This is a genomic window from Halobacillus sp. A5 (assembly GCF_024189315.1).
Classification (GTDB): domain Bacteria; phylum Bacillota; class Bacilli; order Bacillales; family Halobacillaceae; genus Halobacillus_A.
Genome location: NZ_JAIZEO010000001.1, coordinates 639,222 through 654,490, shown reverse-complemented (window position 1 = coordinate 654,490; position 15,269 = coordinate 639,222). Strand labels below are relative to the sequence as shown.

General features: G+C 35.8%; 11 protein-coding genes. 10 read left to right on the top strand and 1 reads right to left on the bottom strand.

Annotation, left to right across the window (positions count from 1 at the left end; translation table 11 throughout):
• Positions 1 to 46 precede the first annotated feature (46 nt).
• The 10 genes from LF822_RS03435 to LF822_RS03390 all read left to right on the top strand — a co-directional run bounded on the left by LF822_RS03435 (position 47) and on the right by LF822_RS03390 (position 14,008).
• The gene (locus LF822_RS03435; protein WP_253922556.1) at positions 47 to 628 is read left to right on the top strand and encodes a major tail protein; all 582 of its coding nucleotides are present in this window, start codon (positions 47 to 49) and stop codon (positions 626 to 628) included.
• Positions 629 to 724: 96 nt separating this feature from the next.
• Entirely contained in the window at positions 725 to 1,129 is a 405-nt protein-coding gene (locus LF822_RS03430) for a hypothetical protein (protein ID WP_253922555.1), read from the top strand.
• A 266-nt stretch (positions 1,130 to 1,395) separates the two neighbouring features.
• Positions 1,396 to 5,313 (top strand): phage tail tape measure protein, encoded by a 3,918-nt coding sequence (locus tag LF822_RS03425; protein ID WP_253922554.1) that lies wholly within the window; start codon positions 1,396 to 1,398, stop codon positions 5,311 to 5,313.
• Positions 5,314 to 6,774, top strand: coding sequence for a distal tail protein Dit (locus LF822_RS03420; protein ID WP_253922553.1), 1,461 nt, complete (start codon positions 5,314 to 5,316; stop codon positions 6,772 to 6,774).
• Between the two features lie 3 nt (positions 6,775 to 6,777).
• The gene (locus LF822_RS03415) at positions 6,778 to 8,943 is read left to right on the top strand and encodes a phage tail spike protein (protein WP_253922552.1); all 2,166 of its coding nucleotides are present in this window, start codon (positions 6,778 to 6,780) and stop codon (positions 8,941 to 8,943) included.
• Between the two features lie 20 nt (positions 8,944 to 8,963).
• Complete coding sequence (locus LF822_RS03410; RefSeq protein ID WP_253922551.1) at positions 8,964 to 11,342, top strand: DUF859 domain-containing protein; 2,379 nt, start codon at positions 8,964 to 8,966, stop codon at positions 11,340 to 11,342.
• Between the two features lie 12 nt (positions 11,343 to 11,354).
• Positions 11,355 to 11,891 (top strand): DUF4376 domain-containing protein, encoded by a 537-nt coding sequence (locus LF822_RS03405; RefSeq protein WP_253922550.1) that lies wholly within the window; start codon positions 11,355 to 11,357, stop codon positions 11,889 to 11,891.
• A 49-nt stretch (positions 11,892 to 11,940) separates the two neighbouring features.
• The gene (locus LF822_RS03400; RefSeq protein ID WP_253922549.1) at positions 11,941 to 12,432 is read left to right on the top strand and encodes a phage holin family protein; all 492 of its coding nucleotides are present in this window, start codon (positions 11,941 to 11,943) and stop codon (positions 12,430 to 12,432) included.
• A gap of 51 nt (positions 12,433 to 12,483) precedes the next feature.
• Positions 12,484 to 13,581: an N-acetylmuramoyl-L-alanine amidase gene (locus LF822_RS03395; protein WP_253922548.1), complete on the top strand. Its 1,098-nt coding sequence runs from the start codon at positions 12,484 to 12,486 to the stop codon at positions 13,579 to 13,581.
• Between the two features lie 115 nt (positions 13,582 to 13,696).
• Positions 13,697 to 14,008, top strand: a complete 312-nt coding sequence (locus LF822_RS03390; RefSeq protein ID WP_253922547.1) for a hypothetical protein — start codon at positions 13,697 to 13,699, stop codon at positions 14,006 to 14,008.
• Positions 14,009 to 14,054: 46 nt separating this feature from the next.
• Here LF822_RS03390 and LF822_RS03385 read toward each other — a convergent pair whose 3' ends face one another.
• Complete coding sequence (locus LF822_RS03385) at positions 14,055 to 15,146, bottom strand: hypothetical protein (RefSeq protein ID WP_253922546.1); 1,092 nt, start codon at positions 15,144 to 15,146, stop codon at positions 14,055 to 14,057.
• Between the last annotated feature and the right edge of the window lie 123 nt (positions 15,147 to 15,269).

Sequence of the window (15,269 nt, the reverse complement as noted above, 5' to 3'; positions counted from 1 at the left end):
CACACTACTTTACTATAAAAAATTTATTTCAGAAAGAGGTATACAAATGCCAGTATTAGTTGGTTTAGATCAAATTCACATTTCACAAATTACAGAGGCTGACGGAGTAGAATCTTACGACACACCAGTTAAAGTTGCAGGAGCTATGGAACTAGGAGTTAGTGCAAACATTGATTCTCAAAACCTATTTGCTGATGACGGTGTGTCAGAAATTATTGACAACTTCTCATCTGCTGAAGTTTCTATTACTTTGAAAGACGTTTCTAATGAGTTATTGGGACAAATGCTAGGTAAAGAAAAGGATTCTAATGGAGTATGGATTGATTCTGCAGACGATATCGCACCTTTCATTGCTCTAGGTTTCCGTGCTAAGAAATCTAATAACGATTACCGTTATGTATGGATGTATAAGGGACGCATCAAATTACCAGAAGAGGCTTATAAAACAAAAGGCGAAAGTGTTGATTATCAGACTGTTGCACTTACTGGTACTTTCATTAAACGTCCAAAAGACGGTCAATGGAGAAGATCAGTTGATTCTGACGATGAAGAAGTAGGTACTGGAACAATTGACAGTTGGTTTGACGCTGTTTATGAAACTCCTGAAGAGGATACTACTACTACATAAAACATTATAAAAACTAAGGGGTAGGGAGTTTAAGCTCCTTGCCCCTTTTTTTATTTTTTACATTAAATACAAATTAATGAAATGAGGAATTTATAAATGATTAAAGGTAAAGATTTAAAACAAGCAAAATTAGTGAATATTGAGTTGGACAAAGAAAGACCATTGACGTTTGATTTTAACGCTTTATGTGAGTTGCAAGAACACTATATTGATCCATTTGTGGCTATTAATGGTATAGCTTCAGGAGATGTGAAATGTCTACGTGCATTGTTACATGCTTCTTTATTAGCTGGACATTTAGTGGAAAACGAAAATGATGAGTTTGACCTTACTCTTAATCAAGTTGGTCGATATTTAGGTCAAATTATGATAGCAGATAAGAAGTATTATGAAGAGATATTTGAAGTAATTGTTGATGGTATAACATTATTCTTCCCACAACTTAAGCAAGAGGACAATTCTAAAGAAGAAAGCAAGGAAGACGAAGACTCAAAAAACTAAATAACCAATCTCAAGACAATCTTATTGCTTGGGATTGGTACTATTATTTAGCTACTCAAGAGTTAAATATTCCAGAAGAAAGATTTTGGCGTATGACAATGAGAAAGTTGAATCTAATATGGGATATGAAAAAGAAAATGACTAAGCCTCAACAAAGTACAGATGTGAGTGTGAATAAGAAAAATCGAGAAATTGGAAAAAATGAAAGAGTGACTATAGATCAGTTGGATTTATTTTAAAAGTGAATTAAGAAAAGAGGTGGGATTATGTCAGAAGGCTTAGGTGCTTTCAAGATATCTCTCGGTTTAGATTCAGCGCAAGCAACTACCAGTTTGACAGATTTAAACCGAAAGTTAAGAGGTGTAAAGTCTGAATTTGATGCTGTCCATGACGGTACTAGAGATTTTGCTAAATCAGCCGATGGTCTAAAGGCCAAGAATGAGATGCTTACCAGGCAATTCGGTTTGCAGGAAGCCAAGTTAAACGAATTGAAGAAGAGGTACAATGATTCTGTAAAGGCTAAAGGGAAAGATGATAAAGCCTCTGAAGACCTTCTTATACAGTACAATAAAACAAGAAATGCAATGAATAAGACGGAGAGGCAAATTAAAGACGTTGATAGAGCCTTAAAGGATCAGACTAGCAGAGCTAAGAAAGCAGAAAACGCTTTAGAGAAGTTTGGAGACAAATCAAAAGATGTAGGCGGTAAACTGTCTTCAAGTGTAACCCCTCTTATTGGCGGTTTAGGTACGGCTTTTGGAAAAGTAGCTGATGATGCTGATTCTTCAAGGCAGAGGCTACAACAATACTTTGGATCAACTAAAGAAGAAGCTGAAAAATTAACTAAAACAGCCCGTGACGTATGGAAAGACGGTTTCGGTGAAGATATGGGTGCTGTCGAAGAGGGCATTATTCAAGTAAAACAGAACATGAAAGACTTAAATGAGTCTGATTTAGAGCAAGTAACTAGAGACGCAATGACATTAGCTGGCGTATTTGATGCTGATGTAAATGAAGTTACAAGAGCAGGAAATAACCTTATGCAAGGTTTCGGAGAAACGTCAGAAGATGCCTTTGATTTAATGGCATGGGGTGCTCAAAATGGATTGAATTTCTCTAATGAAATGTTTGACAACCTATCTGAGTACGCACCTTTATACAAAGATATGGGATTTTCTGCAGAAGACTATTTTGAACTATTGAAAAAGGGTACTGATTCAGGTGTTTATAATCTCGATTACATAAATGATGTTATGAAGGAGTTCCAGATAAATACTAAAGAAGGCTCTGAAGGAGTAGCTGAGGCTATCGGTCAATTATCACCAACTACCCAAGGTGTATTTGAGGATTTCAAAAATGGTGAAGCTACAGTTAAAGAACTTCATAACTCTGCAATCAAAGACCTTTCGGGAATGGACGATCAAGTTGCTGCTAACCAAATTGGAGTAGATTTATACGGCACGAAGTGGGAAGATCTTGAACAAGATTCTATGTACGCTATGGGTAACATTACTGGTGAACTAGATAACGTTGATGGTGCAATGGCTAAATCAGGTGAAAATGTAGATAAGTCATTCAGTCATAAATTAAAGGTTGCTTGGAGAACAGCACAAGAAGATTTAGTACCATTAGGTGAAAAACTTATTGTGCTTGGAGAGGATATCCTTCCTAAAGTTACTAACGCTGTAAGCAATGCAGTTGATTGGTGGAATGATTTATCTCCTACAACACAGGATTTTGCCATTAAATTAGGCTTAGTTACTGCTGCCGCAGGCCCGATGCTAATAGCTGTAGGCTCAATAGCTGGTACTATTGGCGGATTAGTACCGATTGTCTCAGGAGTTGTTGGTTCAATAGCTGGTGCAGGTGGATTAGGTGCAGCCTTAGCTACTTTGGCTACAGGCCCAGTAGGTATAACAGTTGCGGCTATTGGTGGTTTGGTTGCAGGCGGAGTCCTCTTGTGGAAAAACTGGGATACTCTGAATGAGAAGATCGGGCCTTTGGCAACAAATATACTAGCTTTAGCAACTCCTTTTGGTGGAGTAGTTGCGGCAGTTAAAGGTATTCAAAAAGCTAACGAAGAAGTTATTCCTTCAATGGATTTGTTTAATGATAAGATATCCGACTCAACACAAGAAGCTGTTGGAGATTACATGAAAATGGATGAGGATGCTACTTTAGCTTTAAACGAAATGGCATGGTCGCAATCGGAAATTACAAAAGATATGGCAGAAGATTTAATCGGTCAATACGATGAAATGAATGGCTCTATTCTTACAAAGATGGACGAAAGACACGAAGAAGAACTTGGGAAAACCAAGAAATTGTTTGAAGAAAGTAGTGCTTTATCAGCAGAAGAAGAGGCTAAAATTCTTGAAGATATGGATAAAAAACATGCTACAAGAAAAGAAAAGCAACAAGAGTATGAAGATCAAATAGCTGAAATTGTTAATACAGCAAGTGAAGAAAAACGTGCTTTAACAGAATCCGAACGTCAAGAAATTGAAGGTATTCAGAATAAAATGAAAGAATCTGCCGTGAAAACTATGAGCGCATCGGAAGAAGAGCAATTAATCATCTTAGGTAGATTAAAGGAACAGTCTGGAAGTATTTCAGCAAGACAAGCAGCAGATGTTGTCGCTAACTCAAAAGAACAACGTGATAAGTCAGTTGAAAATGCTGAAAAGCAATACGAGGATACTGTTGATAATATTAGATACCAACGAGACGTTTTAGGAGTTATTTCAGAAGAACAAGCTGAGAAATTAATTGACGAAGCTGAGTTACAAAAAGATGGCGTAGTAAGAAACGCTAACAATATGCATGATGATGTTCTTCGTTCTGCACGAGATCAAGCTGGGGAACACGTTGATGATGTTAACTGGGAAACTGGTGAAGTTCTCAATGGTTGGGACAAAATGTACGGTGGAGTCATTAATGCTGTTAACTGGATAAGAGACCTATTCGGCATGAAGAAACTTAAGAAAAAGGGTGCAGTCGCACCTAAGTATAAACATGATTATAGTAAAGGAGCAAAAGCCACAGGAGTTCAAACTTACGCAGAGGGTACTAAGAATGGTCAACATATGGGCGGTGCTGCAATTGTAGGTGAAGAAGGTCGAGAATTAGCCCATATACCAGGTAAAGGTTTGACAATGCTTGGTACTAAAGGGCCGGAGTTTATCAACAACCTTCCTACAGGTTCTTCTGTACTACCTAACCCACACACGGAAGCTATCCTTGGTTCTTATAATTTTCCGCCTATGTATGCCAACGGTATTGGAGATTACTTTGATGTAATTATGAAAGGTCCGAAAGCACTATGGAATAAAGCCGCAGATAAATTTGGTTTTGGTGACAGTTTACTTCCTGATAGCTTTAGGAATGCAATTGGAAATGTATCTAGCATCATCGGTGGTTGGTCTAAAAACCTAGTGAAAGATCTAATCGGTGACTGGAATTTTGGTGGTAGCTTCAGTGGAGTTGCTAAAAATTCTCAAGTTGAGACATGGGTAAAACAAGCTTTGCAAATTACAAATACACCTATGTCTTGGTTGCCTGCAATGATGACTAAAGCTCAAAAAGAGTCAGGTTTTAATCCTAGAGCGATTAACAAATGGGATATTAACTGGAAAAATGGAGTACCATCTAAAGGTTTATTCCAGACCATTGATCCTACATTTAACGCACATAAGATGAAGGGTATGAATGATATTTATAACCCTTTACATAATACTGTTGCTGCTATTCGCTACATTAAGTCTCGTTATGGCTCTGTGTTCAACACACCAGGTATTGCAGCGATGTCTCGTGGTGGAGCTTATGAGGGTTATGAAAAAGGTGGGTTTATCAATAAAGAGCAATTCGCAATGGTTGGTGAAGGTAATAAAGAGGAAGTTGTAATTCCACTTGAGCAATACCGTGATCGTGCGAAAAATTTATGGCTTCAAGCTGGTGAAAAACTTGGTATGATTCATATGCCACAGCCTGAACTATCGTCTATGGGAGACTCAAGAGGTGGAAACACTACCTCAAATACAAGCAATAACCATTATAATTATAATGTAAATGTTGCTTACACTGGCAATGCGAAAGGTAACGATGTACAAGAATTGGTCAAGGAAATTAAATACGAATTAGAACGACAGGATAACGACAAAAATCGTTCGTATGGAGTGATTTAAATGGCAAGCGAAATAAAGAGTTATGCGGGGGTGGAAACACCCTCTTTTTTAATTATTGAAAAAGTTACACCTCAAACACTGCCACCAGCTAGAGTAAATTCCATGAACATACCTATGAAAAATGGTGAAAGGTTTATCAATAAGACTTTAGGGGTTAGAACTTTCGTTGCTGATGTAGCAATAAAAGTTCCTAAAGGTAAGACGCTTCTTGAAATGATGGATGACTTAGCAGATTGGCTAGACTATGATGAGCCTCAAAAATTTATTCTTAGAGACAAACCTAATATTTATTATATGGCAATTGTAGAAAGTTCAACTGATATCCAACGGTTTAGTTATTCTGGGAAAGGACAAATAACATTCGTCTGTTATGACCCTCACGGTTATGGAGATGATAAGCAATACGTGTATGAAGGCAATCAAGAAGATCCTACGACTATTGTTAATAACGAAGGTAATAAAGAAACTGCACCAATCATGTCTATGAGGTTTGTTAAAGACGTTACGGATTTTGCTGTAACTACAGATGACGACATGTTGTATTTTGGAGAACCTTTTGATCCAGACGTTAATACCATTAAGGATTTTAACCCTAAACTTGTTTATGAAGAAATGGATTCATTCGATGGTTGGACAAATGGAGTTAGTGTTGATGGCGGTAACATTGTAGGTGAATTTGAAACAAACAACAGATCATTCAGACAGTCCGGTAAAGATTATGGAGAAGGTACAAAGTGGCACGGAGCTTCAATGATTAAGTCAGTCGGTAAAGAAATCCAAGACTTTACGATAGATATGCACTTTGGTATGGATTCATATGATGCAAAAGAAAAGGGAAGAGTCGAATTATACTTACTCGATGTTAACGGAAATAAGATAGGTAAGATAGCTTTAGTCGACTTAAGTGCATCAGGAATTTTCCCTAAATTTGAAGCTAGAGCAGGGTCTTTTCAAGATGGACATTATTTTGCTAACGATTATGGAAAACGAAAAGACACGTATAAGAACTTCTATGGGAAAATGGTTATATCCCGTAAAGGCAAAAAATGGAATGCTTACATAGCACATTTTAATACAGATACAAGAAAATTTGAAAAGAAATTAGTTAAGAGTTGGACAGATACATTAAATCAATACGATGCTACATTAGCATCTGTACAGGTGCATATTGCTACTTACAATGATGACGCAATCTATCAGGATATGTATATTTATCGTGTAACAGTATGGGAGCACATCACTTTCGAAGAGGAAGACATTGACTTTGTATTTAGAGTTGACGATGACCTAATAATTGACAATGATAAGGGTGAAATTTACTTAAATGGTGAAGAGTTTTATGATAGGTTATACCATTCATCAACCTTTTTAATGTTAGATAAGGGCTTAAATGGTATTGCCGTTTCTGATACTGATGCAATTACTGATTGTATTATTAACTTCAAAGAAAGGTGGAAATAGTCTATGTGGTTTGTATTAGACGCTAAGTACAAGCCAGTAGGCATTTTAGATAATACAGTACCTAATGGCTGCCCTATTTTAAACGACAATAGAAAAGAACAAATTCTAAATGGATATAACACCCTAGCCTTTGATGTTCCTGCAAATCATAAAACTGCAAACCTTCTGGAAACAGAAGGTTTTGTTGTGTTTACAGATGACAATGGAAGTGAGTTATATCGGATAAAAAGGACAAGGGAAATACATGGGGAGCAAATGATAAAGACTGTAGAATGTGAACCTGGTGCAACTGCAGACTTGCTTACACAACGAATTAGACCTGTAGAATTTACTTCTCAAACTTTAACCCAAGTCGTAGGTACGTTACTTGCCAACACTGGCTGGGAATTAGGTGAAAGTTATTATGATGATGTGGTCACTATAGAATATCAAGATTATCCTACATCTTTGGATGCTATTCATCAAGCTATTGAAGCATTTGATGCAGAAATTGAGTTTAAAGTCGAATTTAATGGTACAAGGATAGTTAGAAAAGTAGTTAATCTTTATCAACAGCGAGGTCGAAAGACTAATCAAATATTTGAATACGGTCACAACTTGCAAGGAGTTGAACGAAGTGAAGATACAAATCTCCTTTTTACAGCCATGATCGGTATTAAAGATGGAATGATGATTAAAGATAAAGCTGTTGGTGATCCTAAATGGGATAAATTTGAAACTGGTGATGACTTTGTAGCAGACCCTAAAGCCCTAGAATTATACGGTAATAATGGAAGGCATATTTTTGGAATTTATCAAGACAATTCTGCTTCATCTCCAACTGAATTGTATAACAATACTTGCGCTCAATTAGAAAAGCATAATAAGCCTCAGTATAAGTACGAAGTTGATATTGCTCTCATTGGAAATGTTTCAATTGGCGACACAATAATGATTAAAGATAGAACATTTAAACCAGAGCTTTACTTAAATGCTCGTGTATTAGAAAAAACGTCTAGTACGATTGAACCCGAAAAGGGAAGTGTAGTGTTAGGGGAATATACTCAATTAAGAGTTGATCCTATTGTTGCAGCTAAAAGAATACAGCAATCCGTAACTATGAAGCAAAATGAATGGACTAAAGCAAAGGAAATGTCAGATCAGTTAGATACAAGAATGGGCAACGCAGAAGAAAAGATTACTGATGACGCTATGGTTAAAACTGTAATGTCAAACCCTTCTTATCAAAACTCAATGGACGAAAAGGCAAACGCAGAAGAGCTTGGCGACAAAGTTTCTAAAGAGGAACTGGATCAGAAATCAGAGGAAGATAAAGCCTATACAGATGACAAAGTGGATAACATTGACTTTTCCCCATATGCTACAAAATCCGAATTAATTCAGTCTTCAGACTCGTTTGATTTTAAGCTTTCAAAAAGTGGTGGAATAAACCTAATTAGAAACTCTGTCGGTTATTCTGATACTGATTTTTGGTACAAAGACGGTGGAACACCTGAAACTATACAAAACAATGAGCTTAAAAAAATTGGTTCTGGTTCTGGATTCCACTTCAAGAAAAATACCGAACGGGTAAATCTGTATCAAGATATTAAAGTTACTGCAGGGCAAGAATATACGGTGTCTTGGCTTGTAAATGTAAATAATTCTACAGAATATGCTTACGTTATTGTTTATAACGGTGATGTGAATGACGATAATAGGGCATTTTCTCAATACACCGACTTAGGTGTTGATACGAATGGATATAAAGAATACTCTGAAACATTTCTTGCTCAAGAGGACGATATTACTTTAAGGATTGGAGCTAAAGACGCAGATGCTATTTTCACAAATATCATGATGAATGAAGGTGACTCATCTCGTCAATGGTCTACAGCTCATGGAGAAGTTTACAACACAAATGTAAAGATTGATATGAACGGTATTAAAGTAAATTCTTCAAACAGCAAAGGGTATACGTCAATTACACCGGAAGAATTTGCAGGCTATGACGAAGTAGCTGATGATGATGGAAACTTAGAGATGGAGAAAGTATTCACGGTAAATGGAGCAACAACTGAGGTTAAAGCATTGCAGGCTGAAAAAGAAATTGATATTAAACCTGTAAAAATGGTGGTTGTAGACTCTCCGACGATAAAGGGGCTGGCGTTTATTCCAAGTATTGATTAAAGAAAGGATAGATAAATAATATGGCATTAAGTGGAAGTTTTGGTAAAAATGTAAATGGACATTGGAGGTTGCAGATTGATTGGTCTGCTACTCAAAATATATCAGAAAACAAATCTAATGTAACTGCGAAGATGTACTGGATTGCCCGAGATAGTTACGGTGCTGTTTACTCTAGTGCTACGAAAACTTGTGCAATGCAACATAATAATGGTTCGTTTGTAACCAGAACAGCTAGTAGTATGGCAGCTTTAAAGGCCAATCAAAAGAAATGGATTCAAACGTATTCCTTTACGATAAATCATGAAGATGATGGTAAGGGTAGCTTTTCATTAGACGGATATTTTGATGTAGAAGTAACCTTGAACGGTACTTACTATGGAAGGATTGACTTAGATCAACAATCTTTTACGCTGAATACAATTCCTAGAGAATCGAAATTAACATCAAGTCCTTCATGGACTGCAGGAAGCAATAAAACAATGTCTATTCAAAGGTATTCATCCAGATTCAGACATGAAATTGAAATGTATGTAAAGAACACGTCAGGAGATAACGTACACGTAAATCAAGTCTTGCTATCCACCTCTGAGACTTCTAAATCGACTTCATTTACTTTGTCTCAGAATACCGAGATATTTGAGCTTTTAAATGGCAGATCAAGTACTGATACCTATGTAATTCTGCAGACTTATGACGGAGACAATTGGATTGGTAGTAGGTATTATGATGGAACTTTATCAGTACCATCTGCAAGTAAGCCTAATGGAAGTTTTGATCATTATGTTTACGTCGATGAAACGATTTCTGGAACATTAAATAAAGATAATTCTAATTTTGAACATACTGTGAGAATAAAATTAGGCTCTTTCACGAAGACATTTACAGATGTGGACTCTTCTTTTAATTGGACTCCTGACGCAACAGAGAAAACAAGTTTGTATGATCAAATGCCAAACGATAAGAGTAAAGATGGTTCAATTGAAGTAGAAACCTTCTATAATGGAGAAAAAGTTAGAAGTACCGTAAGTGAACTACTTAATTTTAGTGTTAGAAACAGTAATCCAATCTTTGAAGAGGATTATACATATGCAGACACCAATCAAACTACGAAGGATATCACCGAAAATGATCAATACATAATTTCAAATCATTCAGAGATTGTAGTAACGATACCGTCAACCGCAAAAGCTACTGCTCAAAATGGAGCTTCAATGGTTTCATACTCTGCAACATTAGCAGGGACAAGTAAGACTGTAGACTACAGTTCAAGTAGTGATGTACAATTCGACTTTGGTTCTATTGATGCAAACAATGATCAATCACTTGTTGTAAAAGCTATTGATAGTAGGGGTCTTACTACAACTACGAGCATAACGGTTCAAGTTATTCCATACAGCAATCCTACAGTTGTTTCAGCTACTAAGAGATTGAACGGATTTGAGGAAACCACCGACATTTCTATGAAGGGTGAAATTTCCTTACTAAGTGTAGACAATGAGCCTCAAAACGATATACATCAAATCGAATACAGATATAAGGCTAATGATAAAGAGGACTTTGGTTTTTGGACTTCTTTGGACTACACTTTAAGTGGCAGAGAGTATTCAAGTACCAAAATACAATTAACCTTAGATTCCACTAAGTCTTATAATTTTGAATTTAGAGTTATGGATGAACTAGGAAGTACTACAATTTCACAAACCATTGATACAGGGCAGCCGTTATTGTTTATTGATCCAGTGCTCAAATCAATTGGTGTTAATGACTTTCCTTCTAGATCAAATGAACTTTTAATTAATGGGCGTGTTCGTTTTGGTGCTACACTATGGGGATCAAATGTTATTGAAGAAGCTCAAGGCGGAGCAATGGATTTGAATAACTCTGACATCGTAGGGCTGAATGGTCTATTCTTTAATGATTTAGCCAATAACCAAGGTGAGGGCTTGATGTTTATTAAGAGTGGTGTAGACAGTGGATCACCAGATGCAGGTGACTACGATAACTTTAGGGTTAGGGATGGTACTGCTTATCTAAACGGTGAACCAATAGGCACTTCAGATGATCGAATATTATGGGAAGGAAACTCATTTATTAGGCCTTCACAGAACATAACACCGTCTAAACATATTGAAGACTGTCCTAATGGCTACATCTTAACCTTTAGCTATTGGAGCGGTACTGCAGAAAACTCACACTGGAACTATGTACCTGTACCTAAAGAACATGCATCAATTACTGCAGGAGGATTCTGGGCAATCATGAACACTACACCAGTCTCTAATCCTACATTAGTACAAAAATATATTTATATAAGCAGCGATTCTGTTATTACAGGTAATTCTCGAAATGAAACATCACCAGAAGATGAGATGGTACTGCGCTATGTATTATCTTTTTAGGAGTGAGAATAAATGATTATTTATTTGGATATGGATAATGAAACTGGTCAAGTTTATGGTTGGGGTTCTTCCTCATTCAATGAGGAAAGTGTATCGTTCGACTTGCCTAGAGACCATGATTTTTTTAATAATCCTATGTCATATAAAGTAGAAAATGGAGAGCTAACAAGAGATAGCAGTGAAGTCTTAAGACGTTACAAACAAAATAAGATAATTGAATTAAGTAAGGCCTGTAACTCTGCTATCTTAGCAGGGTTTTTTCATGTCATCGATGGAGTGGAATATCATTTTTCTTATGATATTGAAGCACAAGTAAACTTTGGGGATTTAAATGAAGTGTTAAAAGACGGAATCGTTGATGAAGTCACGTGGACAGTGAGGAAAGATGGAGAACAAATAAGAATACCTATCACATCTGAAATTATGAAGGAACTTACTGTATCCATTCTTATGCATAAACAAAATAATATTTCTAAATTCAGAGATTTCTTAGAGCCTCAAGTGAAAGATGCAACGACAATTGAAGAAGTCAAAGAAATTACGTGGTAACACCACAAGGAGACAAAGGAGCAAAATGGTTAAGAAGGGGAATAATAATATGGATTTGAAAATGATTTTGGCAGTTGGGGGAACAATTACAACGTTCCTTATAGGAGGGTGGCATGTATCCTTAACTGTTTTAGCAGTATTTATGGCTATCGATTTTCTTACTGGAATGGCTGCTGGTGCTTACAACAAACAGTTAAAAAGTGCAGTAGGATTTAGAGGAATCCTTAAAAAAGGTGTATTCATTCTCGTTATCGTCTTAGCAAACATGCTCGATGTGCTTGTAGGGGCAGGCGCACCGGTATTCAGAACAATGGCAGTATTTTTCTACATAGGTAATGAGGGGATTTCCATACTTGAGAATCTAGATAGAATGGGTATTCCGATTCCTGAAGGTATTTCAAAGTACATTCATGAGATTGGTAAAGAAGAAAACATAGTTAAAAAGTTAGACGAAAAAGGGCTTCCTATTCCTAAGACAGTTACTAAAGCTGCTGAAAAATTGGACGAAAAGCCAGGAATAAATAATGACGAGAATAAATAATTAAGGCTTTCCTTTTGGGGAAGTCTTTTTTAATTAAAGGAGATTTTAATAATGGCACATTTTGAAAAATTAAGTAAGCTTAAAGATTTACGGGGAAAAACAGCACATAACGGATGGCAACCAGTTTATGATATTAGTGTTAAAACTGACATAGCTATTCACCATTCATTGACGAAAGAAGGGGATTCCTACTCTTTTGCAAGGTATCATGTGCATACGAATGGTTGGCACGAAATTGCTTACGCATTTGTAATCCTTAAAGATGGTACTATCGAATGGAATCATGATTTAGGTGTGTTATCTTATCATGTTGGCAACTCCAATAAATTTGCAGTTGGTATCTGTCTTGTCGGAGACTTTAGATCAGAGAAGCCAACAGAAGCACAAAAACGGTCATTAAAACAACTTGTGGATTGTTTGAAGAAGGATATGCCTAATTACAAGCGTACTCGTGGTCATAACGAATTTCCCGGTTATGCTTGGAAACAATGTCCTGAGTTTGATTATCGTGCTGTAGTTAGTGGGGAGAAAGAATTTGCAAGTGTTCCTGCATCTAACGCAACTACTCACACAATCCAACAAGGAGATACTTTCTGGAGCATTGCTAACGATACAAAAGGATTGTCTGTAGATGACCTTAAGAAACTTAATCCTTCCGTTGATCCGAATAAACTTAAAGTTGGTCAGAAAATCAATATTAAGAAAACAGCAAGTAAGCCTGCACCTTCAAAGTCCTTTTCTAAAGGCGATATGAAGACCACAAGTATTGTTACATATCTTAAGAGTATTGGTGAAAATTCAAGTTTCTCTAATCGTGCTAAACTGGCAGCTAAATATAGAATAAAAGGATATAAAGGATCAGTTTCTCAAAATACTGCTTTACTTGAAAAATTACGTAGTGGAGGTAAGCCTGCACCTAAAAAAGTGACATTACCTAATGTCGTTCTAAAGAGAGGGAGCAATGGATATAACGTTAAGAAAGTACAAGAATCATTAAACATACTTAACTTCAAAGTGGGTAGTGTAGATGGAATTTATGGAGTTAAAACAGAGGATGCTGTAAGACGATTTCAGAGTGTTTACCTCCCTTCTGAGGTAGACGGTACCTATGGGGAAAATACGAGAAGTGCCATGCTTAAAAAGTTATAAAATAATCTATTCATTAGTCTCCCTACTTCATTTTTATGTTGTAGGGATTTTTTTGTAAAAAAATAGAGGGAATTACCTATAAGTGTCGAATATTAATTTTACAGGAGGTGTAATAATGGAAAAAGTAACTTTAGATTCAGGTTTTGGGTACACCTTAGACTACCCGTTGGAAAGTGAAATCAATATTTTTTGTACACTAAAGAAAGGAGAAAATGATCGGTATATAGTCATGGAGTATTTGCCCCGTTATCCTTTCCGTAAAGTCCTACAATCTCAAATCCACAACATTGAAGACCGCGCAAAAGACTTCTTACTTAGTCGATTACCGGATATTGATTCAGGAAAGTACGATACGAACTCTAAACTGATCGTAGAAAATTATGGCGTTGATACGCCCCTTGGAAGCGTCGAAAAAATGAGTTTTTAACAAAGGAAAAGCCTCACCTTGATTGGTGGGGCTTATGTTAGTTACATTATTTTATAAATACTTTACGCTTTTCTTCAAATCTTTTTGAGATTTCCCGGTATTCTTTTGTAGTTAGAACAGCAGGGCAGTAAACAGAAAATAATTTATCGTATCCATCTTTGCAATTAAAGCTAGTTGATTCTAGTATTTGTACCCATTTAATACCATCACGTTCAACAAACTTTTTACCGTATTTAAATTTTGGTTTTTCTACCAATAAATTAGATTTAAGTCTTAAAGGAAATCCGGCAGATTGACCTAAATTTATTCCTTTAAACTTAAATGTGATGTTAGTACTTTTTGCAATTGTTCTGGCTAATTGGGTTGGTAATCTTGCAATCCCCAAATTAATTTCTTCTAGGCCATTATTCATTTTTTCTATATTATTTACAGTACTTTCATCGATTAAGCCGATCAAGCCACCGTTTTTGTTGTATTTATTATATATCTCCAACACCGTTACACTTGCCCTAAGATATTTTTCATTGTCTTCAGCTAGTATGTTATTTATTAATAGCTGATGTAACTCACTCAAATTAAAATAAACTACTCTGATAGCTTGGTCTACGTTTAATGACTCAACCTCTGTACCATTTAATTCTTTTCGGAATTTTTTCTGCATTCCATTATGCTCTTTTAGAAAGGTAGCGGTGTTTAAGAGTATTTTACTACTTCCATTTTCATTTTTTGAGACACTAGAAACTGGATTACCATTATGTTGGGCAAAATTTCTTAAATTGTAGATAAATCTATATTCAAAGTTTTCATCATAAATCTTAGAAATTGATTTCTCAAATAAATCTAAAAAATTTTTGCTTTTCTTTCTTTTTATATAAGTTTCCCAATGATCGATAAACCCTTTATAGGCACTTAAAAAATTATTAATAAGTCTAATTACACTTTTTAAGGAACGACCGCCTTTATCCTGAAACCAATTTAAATATTCATTATACTCATTATTTAGGTAATCAAAAAAACTAAATACTTCATTTAAGGGTTTGAGCTTTAACAAAGCTTTATCAATGTCGAGTTTTTCTTCAGGTGTAAGCTCATTAATTACTTCAATACCTTCTTGACTATATTCTAGTACCCACTCCATCCTTATTCCCCCAAATCACATTTTCTTAAGAAAATTTTACCACATTGTAACTCTTTATTTTAGTAACATTTTAATTTAGAACTATAAATTAATTGTGTTAAAATAAGAACAAACGTTCTTTAA